Origin of the sequence: Bordetella genomosp. 4 (assembly GCF_002261185.1) — a bacterium.
Taxonomy (GTDB): Bacteria; Pseudomonadota; Gammaproteobacteria; order Burkholderiales; family Burkholderiaceae_B; genus Bordetella_A.
The window spans coordinates 35266-52042 of the sequence record NZ_NEVQ01000008.1; the positions used below are offsets into that span (position 1 = coordinate 35266).

Sequence of the window (16777 nt, forward strand, 5' to 3'; positions counted from 1 at the left end):
ATGCATGGGGGCATTTTCGTCTGCAGTCCTAGCGTGCTGCTTGTTCCGCCAAGCCGCCCAGCATTTCGCGCGCATGGTCGCGCGTGGTGGCTGTGATCTTGATGCCGCCTAGCATGCGGGCAATTTCCTCGACGCGTTGATCGGCGTCCAATTCCGCAATCTGCGATCGCGTGGTGCCTGCCGTTTCTTTTTTGCTGACTCGATATTGCGCATTACCGCAGGCGGCGACCTGCGGCAAATGGGTGACGCACAACACTTGATGGCGTTCGCCGAGTTCCTTGAGCAGTTGCCCGACGACCTCCGCAACGGCGCCCCCCACACCACTGTCGACTTCGTCGAAAATCAAAGTGGGCACGCGTGCTGCACGGCTGGCAATGACGGATAGCGCCAGAGATATCCGCGAGAGCTCGCCCCCCGATGCGACTTTGCCCAACGGGCGCGGCGTGGTGCCGGCATGGCCGGCCACCAGAAATTCGACTTGATCGCTGCCCTGTGCCGAGGGGGCGCTTGCGGAGACGACTGGTTCGAATCGACCGCCTTGCATGGCGAGCGTCTGCATGGCCTCGGTCACTTGTTTGCCCAGGCTCTTGGCGACTTTGGCACGCGCTGCGGACAATTGTTTGGCCGCGGCGAGATATTGCGTTTCGGCTGTCGCGGCGCGCGAGCGCAAGGCGTCTATATCGGCTGCGGCTTGCAGGTCCGCCAACTGGGCATGCACACTGTCGCGCAGCGCCGGCAAGGCCTCTGGATCGGTTTTGAACTTGCGCGCCATTTCAAACACGGCGCTCATCCGCGTGTCGACTTGGGCCAGGCGCTGCGGATCGAGTTCGACGCGGCTGACGTAGTTGTTGAGATCCGAGACGGCTTCCGACATGGCAATGCGCGCGGATTCGATTTCGTCGGCAACGCCTTGCAACCCAGCGTCGTGACGCAGCATGCTTTGCAGGCGATGCTGAGCCGTATTCAGGCGATGGAGGGCTGAGTCGTCTTCGCCGTCGAGCGCCTCCAGGATCTGTCCAGCGCCGTCCAGCAACGCCTGGGCATGGGCCAGGCGCGATTGTTCGGATTGCAGGGTGTCCCACTCGTCAGCCTGCAGCGCCAATTGATCGAGCTCGTCGGCTTGCCATTGCAGACGCTCGCGCTCGGCGGCAAGTCCCGCCGCGTCTTTTTCGGCCAGCTCCAATTGGCGAGCGACCGCCCGCCAGGCTTTCCATGCCTGGGCGACGGCTTGGCGCAGTTCGGCATGGCCGCCATGAGCGTCCAGCAAGTCTCGCTGCGCATCGGGGCGCATCAGGCTTTGGTGTGCATGCTGCCCATGGATATCCACCAGGCTGTCACCCAGTTCGCGTAATTGCGTCAGGGTGGCCGGCATGCCGTTGATATAGCCGCGGCTACGGCCTTGTGCATCCACGACGCGGCGTAACGCGAGCTCGTCTCCGTTGTCCAGGTCATGCTCCGTAAGCCAACTGCGCAGCTCGGCCGAGGTATCGAATAGGGCCGTGATATCGGCGCGAGTCGCTCCTTCGCGCAAGACGCCAGCGTCGGCGCGTCCGCCCAGCGCCAGTGCCAGGGCATCGATCAAAATGGATTTCCCGGCGCCTGTTTCGCCCGAAAAAACGGTAAAACCCGGGCCGAAGTGAATCTCGGCCTGTTCGACGATGACAAAATCGCGAATATGCAGGGTGCGCAACATAGGTGATAGTCGGTACGGTTATTCCACGCTGTCAGACGCCTGAGGCATCAGATTCCAATGCAGCTTGCGACGCAGAGTTGAAAAGAAGCTGTAGCCCTCCGGGTGCACGAACCGGATCGTATGCGGCGCACGTTGCACGGAAATGCGATCGCCCGGCTGCAAATCGGACCATGTCTGCATGTCGAAATGCACGCTCGCGCCGGTCTCGACGCGGCCGATGGCTGTCAGCGTCATGCTGAGTACCCCCGTGCCCGGGATGACGATCGGACGGTTGGACAGGGTCTGCGGCGCCACGGGAACCAGCACCATGGCGTCCAGGCCCGGGTGCAAAATCGGACCATTGGCAGACAATGCATAGGCCGTGGATCCCGTTGGTGTGGCGATGATGAGGCCGTCGGCGCGCTGCGCATACATGAAAGCCCCGTCTACCTCGACACGGACTTCGATCATGCCGCCGCGTCCGGCGCGGTTGAGCACCACATCGTTCAGGGCAGGCGCGGTGTACATCATTTGGTCGCCGCGCCAGACACAGCCCTCCAGGAGCATGCGGTCTTCGGCGCGATAGTTGCCCTCGATGATGCGGGCCAGGGCGTTTTGCGATTCTTGCACGGGGATGTCGGTGATGAAACCGAGCCGGCCGTGGTTGATGCCTACGATCGACAAGCCAAACGGGGCGAGCGTACGGGCAGCGCCCAGCACCGTGCCGTCGCCGCCCATGACGACAGCCAATGAGGCGGTTTCGCCGATTTCTTTCAGGGTGGCCACGGGATAATCGCGCAGACCCGTGTTCTGGGCAGTGTCGGCGTCGATCAATACTTGCCGGCCGGCTTTGATCAGCATTTCTGCCAGGGTGCGCAGCGGCGCGTCCAGGCCCGTATCCTGGTGTCTGCCAATCAGGGCAACAATGGGAAAATGCATGGCGAAAAGGACCGATAATCAATAGGAACGGCACGTTGGCCGGGTCGATTCGCCGATTATATGGGGCGGCTTACCCGGCTGCAGGACAAAAATCGCCCATTTCTGAAAGTTTCCCTACAATAGTCGTCATGGATGATCGCGCCCGCGCATTACTTAAAGCCCTGATAGAACGTCACATTGCCGATGGACAACCGGTAGGGTCGCGCACGCTATCCAAGGTCTTTGATCTGTCTCCCGCCACGATACGCAATGTCATGGCGGACCTCGAGGACCTGGGGCTCATACACAGCCCGCACACATCGGCAGGCCGCGTGCCTACGCCGCGGGGCTATCGCATGTTTGTCGACTCGCTGCTGGCGGTGCAGCCGTACGAGTTTCAACCACAGCAATTCGGCGAGGCTGCCTTGACGGCTACCGAGCCTTCGCGAGCGGTCAACGCCGCGGCGGCGCTGTTGTCCAATCTGACGCAGTTCGCGGGCGTGGTGTTGACACCCAAGCGCGCACAGGTATTTCGTCAAATTGAATTCATCCGCTTGTCGGACAAACGGGTGCTGCTCATCATCGTCACCCCCGACGGCGACGTCCAGAACCGGATCCTGACTGTCCAGCGCGACTATTCGGAGGCCGAGCTCGTCGAGGCCGGCAATTTCTTCAACGTGCATTTCGCGGGCAAATCCTTCGATGCGGTGCGCCGGACCTTGACGACCGAGCTAGCGCAATTGCGCGAAGACATATCGCGTCTGATGCAGGCCGCGGTCGAGGCCGGAGCCGAGGCCGCCGAGGATGGCGACGATGTGATCATTTCGGGTGAACGCAAGCTGCTCGACGTGACGGATATCGCGTCCGATATGGATCGCCTGCGCAAAATGTTTTCCTTGTTCGAGAAGAAAACCGATCTGCTGCAGTTGCTGGATACTTCCAGCCGTGCCCAAGGGGTGCAGATCTATATCGGCGGCGAATCGCAGTTGCTGCCCATGGAAGAAGTATCCGTGATCACCGCTCCCTACGGGGTCGATGGCAGGGTGATCGGTACCCTGGGGGTCATCGGACCCACCCGCATGGCTTACGAGCGCGTCATTCCTATTGTCGACATCACGGCGCGTCTGCTGTCCAACGCATTCAGCCATAATCATTAAGATTAAGCCGGATCATTGAGCCGGCTCTCCGGCAGCTTGGTTCTTGAGAGGTATTTCGTGTTTTTGCGCTTGTTCAAGTATTTATGGCCTGAGCGTTACCTGCCCGAACCCCCACAGACGGATCCTTTTGACGAAAATCCCTCCCCGCGAGAGGCAGGGCCTGTCGGCGTCCTGCTGGTCAATCTGGGAACGCCGGCCAGTCCGACGCCACGCGATATACGCCGTTACCTGGCCGAGTTCTTGTCCGATCCCCGAGTGATCGAGATTCCGCGTTATTTATGGCTGCCGATCTTGCATTGCCTGGTGCTGGCCAGGCGCCCGCGCCGTTTGCAACCGCGTTATGCGGGAATATGGATGGAGGAAGGCTCGCCTTTGATGGTGTATAGCCGCCGTCAGGCCGAGGGCGTGCAGCGTGCGCTGCAGGCACGTGGGATGGCGGTGCGGGTCGAGCTCGCCATGCGCTATGGCGAGCCGTCTATCGAGCAGGCCATCACGAGATTGCGGCAACAAGGTTGCCAGCGCATCTTGACCGTCCCGCTGTACCCTCAGTATGCCGCGAGCACGACGGCGACTGTGGTTGATGCCGTCACGGGTCATGTGGCCAAGTTGCGGGATCAGCCCGAGCTGCGATTTATCAAGCGATTCCATCAAGACTCAGGGTACCTCGATGCTTTGGCGCGTCAGATCTCGGACTATTGGCAGACGAAGGGGCGTCCGCAGAAACTGGTCATGAGCTTTCATGGCTTGCCCCGTTATTCGGTCGAATTGGGTGATCCGTATTACCGGGACTGCCTGGAAACGGCGCGCTTGCTACGCGAACGCCTGGCGTTGACGCCCGATCAGGTCGAGGTGACATTTCAGAGCCGCTTTGGCGCTGCCCGCTGGCTGGAGCCCTATACGGAACCCACGCTGAAAACCCTGGCGGGTCAAGGCGTTACCGAAGTTGACGTGGTGTGCCCGGGTTTTGTCGCCGATTGTCTGGAGACCCTGGAGGAAATCAGCCAGGAATGCCGTGACGCTTTCCTGGCAGCGGGAGGGCGTCAGTTCAGATATATCCCGGCACTGAACGATCGTCCCGATTGGATCGAAGGACTGGCGGCGTTGGTCGACAATCACTTACAAGGTTGGACCCCGCGAACCGTCGCAGGTCGTACACTAGAATAGAACGTGAGAGCTCCGCCGAAGCAGCGTCGGCGGGGCATGAGTGAACGGCAGCTTTCAGGGGATCGCGAATGAGCACATCCAATAAACCTGGGACGCAGGCGCCGCACCGGCCCGAATCTCCCACCAAACAGGACGAGCGTGTCGAAGGCGAACTCGACAAGGCGCTCGATGAGACCTTTCCCGCGAGTGACCCCGCGGCTACAGTCGCGCCGAGCGCGGACGCTCAGGATGGCGAGGAAGACGCGCTGGACGAGGCGCTGGAAGAAAGCTTTCCTGCCAGCGATCCGCCCGCGCCCGCCCAGCCCAAGGAAAAGTAGCCCTATCTGCCGCATGGCCTCTTGAAATAGCCTATAAGGCCCCCATTATCGGGGCCTACGCTATTGTTTTTTGGAGGATCTCCCATGACGGCATCTCAAGAGCCTGTCGATCAAGCCCCCGAGTCCGAGGACCAAGGCGCCGCCGCGCCCGTCACCATCGAGTCGCTGCAGGCCGAAATTGCCGCGTTGCGTGCCGAGCTCGAGGCCGCCCAGGCCACCGTCACTGGACAGCAAGACCAACTACTGCGTACCCACGCCGAGGCCGAAAACGTCCGCCGTCGCGCCCAGGAGGACGTATCCAAGGCACGCAAGTTCGGTATTGAGTCCTTTGCCGAAAGCCTGGTCCCCGTCAAAGACAGCCTCGAAGCCGCGCTAGCGCAGGCAGACCAGACCCTGGAAGCCCTGCGCGAGGGTGTCGAAGTGACGCTCAAGCAGTTGAGCGGCGCATTCGAGCGCAATCTGCTCAAGGAAATCGCGCCGGTGCAGGGCGACAAGTTCGACCCGCACCTGCATCAGGCTATTTCCTCTGTGCCCGCCGAGCAGCCCGCCAATACGATCGTGCAGACGCTGCAAAAGGGCTACGTGATCGCCGACCGTACCCTGCGGCCGGCCTTGGTGATCGTTTCCGCAGGCTGATCGGCGCGCGACCATGTCTGGCTCCACATCCTTCGATCCGTCTCAGGTCTTTGAGGTGTTCGCCATGCGTGCCGTCGGCACCGCCGATATTGACCAGGCGGTGATCGAGGCACCGGGCGACGACCTGCGGTGCGTATTCTTGTGGGGCCAGGATTGTTACAACTGCAATTTGTTCAAGCAGGCCGCGCTATTGCATCAGCGGGCCTTGCTGGATCTGGGGTTGAGCTGGTTTCAGGCTGATGTCTACGCCGACGAGGCGTTAGGACGGCGATTTGCCTTGCATGGTGTGCCGACTTTTGTGTTCTATCGTGGTGGCAAGCGGCTGGGACGTATTACCAGTTGGCCCGGTCTGCCGCAATTTGTGGCGGCAGTCAGCCGGTTGCAGAGCGCAGCGCCCGTCGAGCAGAAAAGCACGCCAGGGTCTTGAAAAACCCCATTGGCAGCCCCAGTTAGGTTGAGACTGAGTTTTTTCCCCAATTTTCTGTACTTACGAAATCAATATTCAAGGTATTCCAACCATGAGCAAAATCATCGGCATCGACTTGGGCACGACCAACAGCTGCGTGGCTGTCATGGACGGTAGCCAGGTCAAAATCATCGAAAACGCCGAAGGTGCCCGTACCACCCCCTCCATCGTTGCCTACATGGACGATGGCGAGACCCTGGTCGGCGCGCCCGCCAAGCGTCAAGCAGTGACCAACCCCAAAAACACCCTGTACGCTGTCAAGCGTCTGATCGGCCGTAAATTCGACGAAAAAGCCGTTCAGAAAGACATCGACCTGATGCCCTACAGCATCGTCAAGGCCGACAACGGCGATGCCTGGGTTGAAGTGCGCGGCAAGAAAATCGCGCCTCCCCAAGTCTCCGCCGACGTGCTGCGCAAAATGAAGAAAACCGCCGAGGACTACCTGGGCGAAGAAGTCACCGAAGCCGTGATCACGGTGCCGGCCTACTTCAACGACAGCCAGCGTCAGGCAACGAAGGACGCCGGCCGTATCGCCGGCCTGGAAGTCAAGCGCATCATCAACGAGCCCACAGCTGCCGCGTTGGCGTTCGGCCTGGACAAGTCCGAAAAGGGCGATCGCAAGATCGCTGTGTATGACTTGGGCGGTGGTACGTTCGACGTGTCCATCATCGAAATCGCTGACGTGGACGGCGAAAAGCAGTTCGAAGTTCTGTCGACCAACGGCGACACCTTCCTCGGTGGCGAGGACTTCGACCAGCGCATCATCGATTACATCATCGGCGAATTCAAGAAAGAGCAAGGCGTGGATCTGTCCAAGGACGTCCTGGCCCTGCAACGCCTGAAAGAAGCCGCTGAAAAAGCCAAGATCGAGCTGTCGTCCAGCCAACAGACCGAAATCAACCTGCCGTACATCACGGCAGATGCTTCCGGTCCCAAGCACTTGAACCTGAAGATCACGCGCGCCAAGCTGGAGGCCTTGGTCGAAGAACTGATCGAGCGCACGATCGAGCCCTGCCGCGTGGCCATCAAGGACGCTGGCGTCAAGGTCTCTGAGATCGACGACGTGATCCTGGTCGGCGGTATGACCCGTATGCCCAAGGTGCAGGAAAAGGTCAAAGAGTTCTTTGGCAAGGATCCGCGCAAGGACATCAACCCCGACGAAGCCGTGGCTGCTGGTGCCGCGATTCAGGGCTCGGTGTTGTCGGGCGATCGCAAAGACGTGCTGCTCCTGGACGTGACGCCTCTGTCTCTGGGTATCGAAACCCTGGGCGGCGTGATGACCAAGATGATCCAGAAGAACACCACGATCCCGACACGTTTCTCGCAGACGTTCTCGACCGCTGACGACAATCAGCCGGCCGTGACGATCAAGGTGTTCCAGGGCGAGCGCGAAATCGCTGCCGGCAACAAGAGCTTGGGCGAATTCAACCTCGAGGGTATTCCGCCGGCTCCGCGTGGCCTGCCGCAGATCGAAGTCACGTTCGACATCGATGCCAACGGCATTCTGCACGTGTCCGCCAAAGACAAGGGTACCGGCAAGGAAAACAAGATCACCATCAAGGCCAACTCTGGTTTGTCCGAGGACGAAATCCAGCGCATGGTCAAAGATGCCGAGGCGAATGCCGAGGAAGATCACCGCATTGCCGAGCTGGCTCAGACCCGCAACCAGGCCGATGCGCTGGTGCATGCCACCCGCAAATCGCTGACCGAGTATGGCGACAAGCTCGAGGCCTCTGAAAAAGAGTCCATCGAAGCCGCCATCAAGGAAGTCGAGGATGTGCTCAAGGACGGCGACAAGGCTGCGATCGATGCCAAGGTAGAGGCGCTGTCGACGGCTTCGCAGAAACTCGGCGAAAAGATGTACGCCGATATGCAGGCTGCCCAGGCTGCCCAGCAGGCTGGCGGCGCAGAAGCCAAGCCGGCTGACGACAACGTGGTCGACGCTGACTTCAAAGAAGTCAAGCGCGACCAATAAGTCGGGCAATAACGGCCGTCTATGACGCCTGATCTCGCCCGGTACCCGGAATTTCCGGTTACCGGGCGGATTCGTTCTGTATCACCGAGGTTATAGCTCGTTTTCGGGCTGATTCATTATGGCAAAACGCGATTACTACGAAGCTTTAGGCGTGGCAAAAAACGCCACGGACGACGAGCTGAAAAAGGCCTACCGCAAGCTGGCCATGAAATACCATCCGGACCGTAATCCGGACAGCAAAGACGCCGAAGAAAAGTTCAAGGAAATCAAGGAAGCCTACGAAGTCCTGGGCGACGAACAAAAGCGGGCGGCATACGACCGTTATGGCCATGCGGGCGTTGATCCCAATGCTGCGGGCATGGGCGGCGCAGGTATGGGCGGCGGCTTTGCCGACGCCTTTGGCGACATTTTCGGCGAAATTTTTGGTGGGGCAGGCGGCCGTCGCGGAGGCGGTGGTCCCCAGGTATACCGCGGCGCTGACCTCAAGTACGCCCTGGAAATCACGCTTGAGCAAGCTGCCCAAGGCTTTGACACCGAAATCCGTGTGCCGAGCTGGGAAAATTGCGACACCTGCCACGGCAGCGGCGCCAAGCCCGGCACCTCGCCCAAGACCTGCCATACCTGCGGCGGTTCAGGCGCAGTGCGGATGCAGCAAGGCTTTTTCAGTGTGCAGCAGACATGCCCGACCTGCCACGGCAGCGGCAAGGAAGTCACCGATCCATGCACGGCATGCGATGGCGTCGGCCGCATCCGCCGGAACAAGACCCTGCAGGTCAAGATCCCGGCCGGTATCGACGACGGCATGCGTATCCGATCGAGTGGCAACGGCGAACCCGGCATCAATGGCGGGCCGTCGGGGGATCTCTATGTCGAGATCCATATCAAGCAGCACAAGATCTTCCAGCGCGACGATGACGATTTGCATTGCGAATTGACCATCCCGTTCACCACGGCGGCATTGGGCGGCGAGCTGCAGGTGCCCACGCTTGGCGGCAAGGCCGAAATCTCGATCCCCGAGGGTACGCAATCGGGCAAGACGTTCCGTTTGCGTGGCAAGGGTATTCGCGGCGTGCGCGCCAGCTATCCGGGTGATCTGTATTGCCATGTCGTCGTCGAAACGCCCGTGCGGCTGAGCGACGAGCAGAAAGCGATCTTGCGCCAATTCGAGGCTTCGCTGGGAGACGGCGGCGAGCGTCACTCACCACAAAGCAAATCCTGGACGGATCGAGTCAAAGAGTTTTTTAGTTGAAGTGTCGGTCAGGCGGATGCTCCGCGTTGCGGAGCATCGGTCTTGGCTGAATCGTGCTTCGGCCCGATATGAAGAAAGCCCCCTGTCAAATACATGACAGGGGGCTTTTGCCTTTGCGCTGCGCTCCGTACTGTTGCTTCACATCGCTCGGAACGCTTTGCAATTAGCGGGCAACTGGCGGGTAGTCCAATTCACCGAAGGTGTATTGGCCCGTGGCTTTGGCTTCGGCCAGTTCGGCGCGAACTTGTTCGCGGGTCTTGCCGGACGTGGCGGAGACTTGAGGCGGATAGTCTTCTTCGCCAGAGGTCACCAGGCCAGCAGCCTTGGCTTGGGCCAATTCGGCGACGACTTGGGCGCGGGTCGGGGCGTTGGCATCGACACGGCCATAAACGCCTTGGAAAGGCACGTTGTTGGGTTCGATGTTGGGCGAGGCGGCGTAGGCGCCGGCGCTCAGCAGGCTCATCGAAACTAGCAGGGCAGAAGTTAGGGTTTTCATGATAAGACCTCCATTTGTCTGAATTTGGGATTGGAATCCGGCGGTCTTCCGTCGTGGTTCGTGTTTGGTTCCCGATGACTTCATTGTGCTCTTGCTGGAACCGAGGATAAACCCGGGTTTGTTGGAAATATTTTTCCATTTTCCTATGTAATTATCATTATTAATGATATTTGTAGGAAAAATGGAATTGATGTATTGGCGGCATGGACAAATGAAAGCCCCGCCACACGGATGTGACGGGGCTCGGCTTGCTACTACAGCGATCAGGACTGCAACTTCAACTACTACAACTTCAACTGCTAAAACTACTACAACTTCAACTACTAAAACTACTGCTACTTCAACCACATACTGCACTTCACTGCTTGGTACTGCTACATCAACTGCAGGTACTGCTGCCGCCGCACCTTGTGAGCGCGGTGGCGCTTACCGCTCACTTAGCGAACAACGGGATAGTCCAGTTCGCCAAAGGAGTATTGGCCGTTGGCTTTGGCTTGAGCCAGTTCGGCAACGACTTGGTCGTGGCTCTTGTTCGAGTGGTTGGCGATTTCCACGGGGTACTCTTGTTCGCCGTAGGTCACCAGGCCAGCAGCCTTGGCCTGAGCCAGATCAGCCACGACTTGGGCGCGGGTCGGGGCGTTGGCATCGACTTGGCCATAAACGCCTTGGAAGGGCACGTTGTTAGGTTCGATGTTGGGGGAGGCGGCGTAGGCGCCGGCACTCAACAGGCTCATCGAAACTAGCAGGGCAGAAGTTAGGGTTTTCATGATACGACCTCCATTTGTCTGTGAATGTGGGATGGAGTCCGGCGGCTTTCCGTCGTGGTCCGTGTTTGTTTCCCGATGACTGAATTGTGCGCTTGTCAGGACCTGGGATAAACCCGGATTTCATGAAAATATTTTTCCATTTTCATGAGTAATCAAATAAATAACGTGGATTTTTGGTGAAAATGGAATTGATATGTCGGGCGTGGTGAACAAATAAAGGCCCGTCACGCGAACGCGACGGGCCTGCTGCGCCAAGCGACTGGTATGGCGCGTTTGCTGCCGAAAAAAGTGTAGGAATATCAGCTATTTACCATGCCCCCACAGCGTTTTGAGCGTATCTCGCAGTTTGTCGATCAGCGACCACTCACGAGTCGGCTCGCCAGGTTTGTTCTGAGCAGGCCGCATGGGTGTCGCTGGGTATTCTTGTTCGCCGTAGGTCACTAGGCCAGCGGCCTTGGCCTCGCTCAGTTCCGCACGCACCTGTTCACGGGTCTTGCTAGGGGCCGATGAAACTGTCGGTGCGGGATACTCTTGTTCGCCGTAAGTCACTTGGCCGGCTGCTTTGGCCTCTGCGAGCTCAGCGATGACTTGTTCCCGACTTTTTCCCGGAACGGAGGATGCCTGGGGCATGGGGTATGGCTGCTCGCCGCGGGGTATCTCGCCTGCCTTGTTCGCCCGGACCGCCTCAGCGTGAACCTCTGCGCGGGTCAGTGCATGAGGGGCGACCCGGCCGTAGACCCCTTGGAAAGGCATATTGTTTGGTTCGATATTGGGCGAAGGCGTTTGCACGTGGCTAGCTGAGGGCGTGTCCCGATCGGGGGCTGGCGGCGCCTCAATGTCGGCTTCTGCCAGGTTGGTTGGGAGCGGTTGGCCTGAGGATACGGGTCTCATGGGGTAATCTCCATTTGTCTTTGGCCTTAAAACAATTCAGCGGCTTTTCCGTGTATTGAGTCTTGTGGCGTGTGAGGCGAGGGCCTCGCCGCTTGTCCGAGCCTGGAGACGATCAGGCTGCCTGAAAAATGTATTCCTATTGCCCATGGTAAGGGATTTCGTCGCGCTCCTTTGGCTGCGAAATCGGACACTTCCACCAAATTGTTTTGGGGCGGCCCGGCAATAAAAAACGCCGGCATCGAGCCGGCGTTCCGAGGTAAATGCACACGCGACTTAGACGGGTGCTTGATGCAGCAAGCGGCTAGGGCGCCTTCTTTTTCTGTTGAGCGGCAAAATCCCCCGCCACGGCAGTGCTGAACGCCGCGGGTTGCAGATACTTGCGCAAAGCGGCATTGACCGAATCGGGGGTGAGCGCCTCGATTTTCTGATCGAACTGAGCGGACCATTCGAAGGTCCGGCCGCGGCTCAGGTAGTCGACCCAGGCTGAGGCCAGCACGCTGTCTTGGGCACGAGACAGTTTGCGATAGTTCAGCAAGGCGGTGATGCCGTCTTCGATTTCCTTGGCCGAGAAACCGTCTTTCACGGCGCGGGCGAGTTCCTCTTTGATGGCGGTTTCCAGGCGCTCTCGGTTCTGCGGCGCGTAGATCGCATAGATCGTCCAGCTGCCCGACGGCTCGTACGAGGACACTGACAGGTTGCTGCGTACGTTGTACGACAGGCCTTCTTTTTCGCGGACGCGTTCCCACAGGCGTGAGGTTTCTGAGGTGCCCAGCAGGAAATTGGCCAAGTAAAGCGCAGGGAAATCCGGATCGGTGTCCTGCAGTTTGAGGGGCAGCCGCGAAATGTAGAAGGCATTGGCCTTGTCGGGCGTTTCGATATCGAAGTTTTGCGCTTTGATGTCGTGGTAAGGGTCGTCCAGGCGAGTGTACGCCGGCGCCTTTTGCCAGCCCTTCAGCCCTTCGGTGAGGGATTGTTTGACTGCGTTGGCGTCAAACTCGCCGACGGCGGAGAACTTCACCGTACCTGCGCCGTAGAACCGCTTGTGAAAGGCCACCAGCGCATCCCGCTTGATGGCCTCGGTCTGTGCGAGGGCTTCATCAAAGGTAGGCACATAGCGCACATCGTCGGCCGGCCACGGGTTGTCCTGACGCGCCAGCGCACGGGAGGCCAAGGCAGTAGGCTCGGTCATGGCGCTGCGTATCGAGGTCAGCGCTTGACGTTGATATTCCTCGATTTCGGCTTCCGGGAAATTGGCGTTGCGCACGACGTCCAGCACCAGACTGACCAGCGCGGGCAGATGCTCGCCAGCGGCTGACATCGAGACAGTCAGATCGGTGCCGGAGCCGCTGAACGAGACTTGCGCTTGCAGCGCGTCGATACGGTCTTGAATCACTTGGCGCGACAGGGTAGGCGTGCCGCGTTCAAGCAGAGCGGCGACGGCCGCGGCGTTGATACGCTGGCCGCGAAGACTGGCCGCATCGCCAAACTGGATGAGCAATTCGGCCTGCACGCGCCCGCCGCGCGTGGCTTTAGGTAGCAAAGCCAGTTGGACGGCGCCGTTGGGCAAGTCCAGATTGTCGCGCTGCGTCAGCTTGTCGATGTTGGCCGGCGAGGGGTCAAAGACATCGGCCTGCTTGAAGTCGGCATCGCCTTTGTAGTCTTTCAGTGCTGCGTCCAAGTCTGCGCGCACTAATTGCGGCGCACGTTTCGGTTTTTCCGTCGGGATATAACGGCCCTCGGTGCGATTGCTGGCGGTCAAATACTCGTTCGCGACGCGTTGCACGTCTGCGAGCTTGGCCTGTCGCACACGGTCACGATGCAAAAAGAGCAAGCGCCAGTCACCACCCGCGATGGCCTCTGACAGCGCGACGCCGATTTGCTCGGGGTCGGCATAGAGTTGTTGCCATGCGGTCAGCCATTTGCTGCGAGCGCGGTCCAGTTCCTCTTGGGTAAAGGGTTTTTTATCCAGCGATTCCAGGGTCGAGGTGAGGGTTTGAAGGGCTTTGTCCTGATTCATGCCGGGCTGCAGCTGGGCGCCGAACATGGCGACACCGGGATCGTGTTGATCCATGGTGAAACCGAAGACTTCCGCAGCCAACTTGGTGGGCACGAGGGCTTGGTATAGACGGCCCGACGGGGTATCGGCCAGGATGGTCGCGGCCAGATCGAACGGGATGTAGTCGGGGCTGCCGGCCGGGGGAATGTGGTACATCGCGGCCACCAGCGGCGTGCCGCCCGCGCGTCGCAGGGTCACGGCGCGCTCGCCGTCTTGGACCGGCTCGACCGTGTATTCCGGCGGCAGCTTGCGTTCGGGCTTGGGCAGTTTGCCCAAGGTTTCGCTGATCGCCTCCAGCGTCGTTTGCGGATCAAAACTGCCGGCGACGATCAGGACGGCGTTATCGGGCTGGTAATACTCGTGATAGAAGGCACGCAGCTGGCCGACGTCGACATTTTCGACATCGGAGCGCGCGCCAATGGTGCTCTTGCCGTAGCTGTGCCATTGGTAGGCAGCGGCCTGCATTTTCTGCATCAGCACGCGAAATGGGTTGTTCTCGCCGCTTTCCATTTCGTTGCGGACCACGGTCATCTCAGAGTCGAGATCCTCTTTGGCAATCAAGGAGTTGACCATGGCGTCAGCCTGCCAGCCCAGATACCATTTCAGCGTCTCGGGGTTTGCGGCAAAGCTGGCGAAGTAATTGGTGCGGTCGCTGGAGGTGGAGCCGTTGGCCTGCAGGCCGCGGCGGGAAAATTCGCCCAGGGCATTGCGAGTGGTGGGTGTGCCCTTGAATAGCATGTGTTCCAGCAAGTGCGCCATCCCGGTCTGGCCGTAGTTTTCCTGGCGCGAGCCGACCAGATAGGTCATGTTGACCGTGGTGGTCGGCTTGGAAGCATCCGGCGCCAGCAGTACGCGCAGGCCATTGGATAGGCGGTATTCCGTGATGCCCTCGACAGAGGTGACCTCTGTGATCCCAGCGGGTGTGGGCGCGGCCCCCGCCTGAAAGGCGAGAAATGACGTGACCAGCAGGGCGTTCAAGCGGGCGAATAGCCCCGAAAGCGAAAAACGCATAGCAAGCATCCATAACGGGCGAAAGTCGTTGGAGTGTATACGCAACGGATGGTTCCTATCCGACGCGGCGATCAAAATGCCCTAGTTCTATATAAGACTGACTGACAGTGCAGGGGACGCCGTTTTACGCGTTGCGGTGCTTTACCGTCGGAGAAGCCCGGCAAACCTCGCCGTTATAATTCGCCCGAACCAGTATGACGTCTGGCCTGCCTCAGGGCCGATGCGTATGCCGTCGTTCACCAGAAAGGCGACCCCGGACTTTCCAATGAATTCCCATCTATCTCCTGCGTTGCCTGCCGGCGCCACGTTGGTCGAGTGTTCTTACGAACGCCACGCTGCGGCGATCCTGGAAATTTTCAATGACGCCATCCTGACCTCGACGGCCTTGTACGACTACAAGCCGCGCACTTTGACCTCGATGCAGGCGTGGTTTCAGGCGAAAGCAGCAGGCGGCTTCCCTGTCGTCGGCTTTGAAAACGAGGCGGGCGCGTTGATGGGCTTTGCCAGTTACGGTTCGTTTCGCGCCTATCCCGCCAACAAATATACGGTCGAGCACTCGGTGTATGTCGAGAACCGTTTTCGCGGCAGAGGGCTGGCTGAGGCGCTGATGCGTATCGTGATCGACCGCGCCCGGCTGGCGCAATTGCATGTGCTGGTCGGTGGCATTGACGCCACGAACGAGGGCAGCATCAGGCTGCATGAGAAGCTCGGTTTTGTGCATGCCGGAACGATCCGGCATGCAGGCTTCAAGTTTGGACGCTGGCTGGATCTGGCGTTTTACCAGTTGATCCTCGATACCCCCGTCGAGCCGATTGACGGTTGAGCGGAATTATTTCGATAACTGCCGCATCGCCTGTTCCAGGCCCGCGACGGTGACGGGGTACATGCGCTGTTGCATGATGTCGCGCAGCAGTGCGATGGACTGGCGATATTGCCACGATGCCGTGGGCTCGGGATTGAGCCACGCGGCTTTGGGCCAAGCATCGAGCAGTCGGCGCAGCCAGACTGCGCCAGGTTCTTTGTTGTAGTGCTCGACCGAGCCGCCTGGCTGCAGAATCTCGTACGGGCTCATGGTGGCATCGCCTACGATGATCAGCCGCCAATCCGGGTTGTATTTGCGCAGCACGTCCCAGGTGTCAAAGCGTTCGCTGTTGCGCCGGCGGTTGTTTTGCCACAGCGTTTCGTATGGGCAGTTATGGAAGTAATAGACCTCCAGATTGCGAAACTCGCTGCGCGCTGCGGAGAACAGTTCTTCGACGCGCGCGATATGGTCGTCCATGCTGCCGCCGACATCCAACAGCATCAGGACTTTGACCGTGTTGTGGCGTTCGGGTACGAGCCGCAAATCGAGGTGGCCGGCATTGCGTGCCGTACTGGTGATGGTGTCGTCCAGATCCAGTTCCAGCTCTGCGCCCTCACGCGCAAAACGACGTAGCCGCCGTAATGCGACTTTGAAATTGCGCGTGCCCAGTTCGACTTGATTGTCGTAATCGCGAAACTGCCGCATGTCCCAGACTTTCACGCCGGTGCGGTTGCCGGCGGAATCGCCACCTACGCGTATGCCTTCGGGGTGATAGCCGCCATTGCCAAAGGGGGACGTGCCGCCTGTGCCGATCCATTTGCTGCCACCGGCATGGCGTTCTTTTTGTTCCTCGAGGCGCTCTTTGAAGAGCTCCATCAATTTGTCCCAGCCGTGCTTTTCGATCGCGGCTTTTTCTTCAGGTGTCAGGCTCTTTTCGAATTGCTTGATCAGCCAGTCGAGCGGGATGTCCTTATCGGCGGGCAGTGCCGCCTCGATGCCGCGATAGTAGGCGCCAAAAGCGGCATCGTAGCGGTCGTAGAGCGACTCGTCTTTTACCAGTGCCGTGCGCGCCAGGAAATAAAAGTCATCGAGCGTGGGCGACATGACCTGGTGCTGCAGGGCTTCAAGCAGTGTCAGGTATTCCTTGACCGAAACCGGCAGTTTGTGTGCGCGCAGATGGTAGAAGAAGTCGATCAGCAT

The 16777-nt window shown here is 59.5% G+C and carries 15 protein-coding genes; 8 read left to right on the forward strand and 7 right to left on the reverse strand.

Annotated features, from left to right (window positions below):
• Positions 1 to 28 precede the first annotated feature (28 nt).
• Complete coding sequence (gene recN / locus CAL20_RS05435) at positions 29 to 1693, reverse strand: DNA repair protein RecN (protein ID WP_094820063.1); 1665 nt, start codon at positions 1691 to 1693, stop codon at positions 29 to 31.
• An 18-nt stretch (positions 1694 to 1711) separates the two neighbouring features.
• A complete protein-coding gene (locus CAL20_RS05440) occupies positions 1712 to 2611 on the reverse strand; it encodes an NAD kinase (RefSeq protein WP_094820064.1) in 900 nt (299 codons plus the stop codon).
• A gap of 128 nt (positions 2612 to 2739) precedes the next feature.
• Here CAL20_RS05440 and hrcA point away from each other — a divergent pair, with 128 nt between their 5' ends.
• The 7 genes from hrcA to dnaJ all read left to right on the forward strand — a co-directional run bounded on the left by hrcA (position 2740) and on the right by dnaJ (position 9554).
• Positions 2740 to 3747 (forward strand): heat-inducible transcriptional repressor HrcA, encoded by a 1008-nt coding sequence (hrcA, locus tag CAL20_RS05445; protein WP_094837384.1) that lies wholly within the window; start codon positions 2740 to 2742, stop codon positions 3745 to 3747.
• A 57-nt stretch (positions 3748 to 3804) separates the two neighbouring features.
• The gene (gene hemH, locus CAL20_RS05450; RefSeq protein WP_094820066.1) at positions 3805 to 4911 is read left to right on the forward strand and encodes a ferrochelatase; all 1107 of its coding nucleotides are present in this window, start codon (positions 3805 to 3807) and stop codon (positions 4909 to 4911) included.
• A 68-nt stretch (positions 4912 to 4979) separates the two neighbouring features.
• Complete coding sequence (locus tag CAL20_RS05455) at positions 4980 to 5228, forward strand: hypothetical protein (RefSeq protein WP_094820067.1); 249 nt, start codon at positions 4980 to 4982, stop codon at positions 5226 to 5228.
• A gap of 84 nt (positions 5229 to 5312) precedes the next feature.
• Positions 5313 to 5864: a nucleotide exchange factor GrpE gene (grpE, locus tag CAL20_RS05460; protein ID WP_094820068.1), complete on the forward strand. Its 552-nt coding sequence runs from the start codon at positions 5313 to 5315 to the stop codon at positions 5862 to 5864.
• 13 nt (positions 5865 to 5877) lie between these two features.
• Complete coding sequence (locus CAL20_RS05465; protein ID WP_094820069.1) at positions 5878 to 6291, forward strand: thiol reductase thioredoxin; 414 nt, start codon at positions 5878 to 5880, stop codon at positions 6289 to 6291.
• Between the two features lie 91 nt (positions 6292 to 6382).
• Positions 6383 to 8305 carry a molecular chaperone DnaK gene (dnaK, locus tag CAL20_RS05470; protein ID WP_094820070.1) on the forward strand — a complete coding sequence of 641 codons (1923 nt, stop codon included), beginning with the start codon at positions 6383 to 6385 and terminating at the stop codon, positions 8303 to 8305.
• A gap of 118 nt (positions 8306 to 8423) precedes the next feature.
• Positions 8424 to 9554: a molecular chaperone DnaJ gene (dnaJ, locus tag CAL20_RS05475; protein WP_094820071.1), complete on the forward strand. Its 1131-nt coding sequence runs from the start codon at positions 8424 to 8426 to the stop codon at positions 9552 to 9554.
• Between the two features lie 163 nt (positions 9555 to 9717).
• Here dnaJ and CAL20_RS05480 read toward each other — a convergent pair whose 3' ends face one another.
• The 4 genes from CAL20_RS05480 to CAL20_RS05495 form a co-directional block, all read right to left on the reverse strand.
• Positions 9718 to 10050, reverse strand: coding sequence for a DUF4148 domain-containing protein (locus CAL20_RS05480; RefSeq protein WP_094837385.1), 333 nt, complete (start codon positions 10048 to 10050; stop codon positions 9718 to 9720).
• 437 nt (positions 10051 to 10487) lie between these two features.
• Positions 10488 to 10817, reverse strand: a complete 330-nt coding sequence (locus CAL20_RS05485; protein ID WP_094820072.1) for a DUF4148 domain-containing protein — start codon at positions 10815 to 10817, stop codon at positions 10488 to 10490.
• A gap of 303 nt (positions 10818 to 11120) precedes the next feature.
• On the reverse strand, positions 11121 to 11708 hold the full coding sequence (locus tag CAL20_RS05490; RefSeq protein ID WP_256981343.1) for a DUF4148 domain-containing protein: 588 nt from the start codon (positions 11706 to 11708) through the stop codon (positions 11121 to 11123).
• Positions 11709 to 12009: 301 nt separating this feature from the next.
• Entirely contained in the window at positions 12010 to 14775 is a 2766-nt protein-coding gene (locus tag CAL20_RS05495) for a M16 family metallopeptidase (RefSeq protein WP_094837386.1), read from the reverse strand.
• 265 nt (positions 14776 to 15040) lie between these two features.
• On the opposite strand from CAL20_RS05495, the gene CAL20_RS05500 reads away from it, so the two are divergent.
• Positions 15041 to 15598, forward strand: coding sequence for a GNAT family N-acetyltransferase (locus tag CAL20_RS05500; protein WP_094837387.1), 558 nt, complete (start codon positions 15041 to 15043; stop codon positions 15596 to 15598).
• A 6-nt stretch (positions 15599 to 15604) separates the two neighbouring features.
• Here CAL20_RS05500 and CAL20_RS05505 read toward each other — a convergent pair whose 3' ends face one another.
• Complete coding sequence (locus CAL20_RS05505; RefSeq protein WP_094820075.1) at positions 15605 to 16777, reverse strand: vWA domain-containing protein; 1173 nt, start codon at positions 16775 to 16777, stop codon at positions 15605 to 15607.

Excerpts from the sequence above, each read along its gene's own strand:
- recN (WP_094820063.1), bottom strand. The coding sequence starts at position 1,693 with ATGTTGCGCACCCTGCATATTCGCGATTTTGTCATCGTCGAACAGGCC.
- CAL20_RS05440 (WP_094820064.1), bottom strand. The coding sequence starts at position 2,611 with ATGCATTTTCCCATTGTTGCCCTGATTGGCAGACACCAGGATACGGGC.
- hrcA (WP_094837384.1), top strand. The coding sequence starts at position 2,740 with ATGGATGATCGCGCCCGCGCATTACTTAAAGCCCTGATAGAACGTCAC.
- CAL20_RS05455 (WP_094820067.1), top strand. The coding sequence starts at position 4,980 with ATGAGCACATCCAATAAACCTGGGACGCAGGCGCCGCACCGGCCCGAA.
- grpE (WP_094820068.1), top strand. The coding sequence starts at position 5,313 with ATGACGGCATCTCAAGAGCCTGTCGATCAAGCCCCCGAGTCCGAGGAC.
- CAL20_RS05465 (WP_094820069.1), top strand. The coding sequence starts at position 5,878 with ATGTCTGGCTCCACATCCTTCGATCCGTCTCAGGTCTTTGAGGTGTTC.
- dnaK (WP_094820070.1), top strand. The coding sequence starts at position 6,383 with ATGAGCAAAATCATCGGCATCGACTTGGGCACGACCAACAGCTGCGTG.
- dnaJ (WP_094820071.1), top strand. The coding sequence starts at position 8,424 with ATGGCAAAACGCGATTACTACGAAGCTTTAGGCGTGGCAAAAAACGCC.
- CAL20_RS05480 (WP_094837385.1), bottom strand. The coding sequence starts at position 10,050 with ATGAAAACCCTAACTTCTGCCCTGCTAGTTTCGATGAGCCTGCTGAGC.
- CAL20_RS05485 (WP_094820072.1), bottom strand. The coding sequence starts at position 10,817 with ATGAAAACCCTAACTTCTGCCCTGCTAGTTTCGATGAGCCTGTTGAGT.
- CAL20_RS05490 (WP_256981343.1), bottom strand. The coding sequence starts at position 11,708 with ATGAGACCCGTATCCTCAGGCCAACCGCTCCCAACCAACCTGGCAGAA.
- CAL20_RS05495 (WP_094837386.1), bottom strand. The coding sequence starts at position 14,775 with ATGCGTTTTTCGCTTTCGGGGCTATTCGCCCGCTTGAACGCCCTGCTG.
- CAL20_RS05500 (WP_094837387.1), top strand. The coding sequence starts at position 15,041 with ATGAATTCCCATCTATCTCCTGCGTTGCCTGCCGGCGCCACGTTGGTC.
- CAL20_RS05505 (WP_094820075.1), bottom strand. The coding sequence starts at position 16,777 with ATGCTGATCGACTTCTTCTACCATCTGCGCGCACACAAACTGCCGGTT.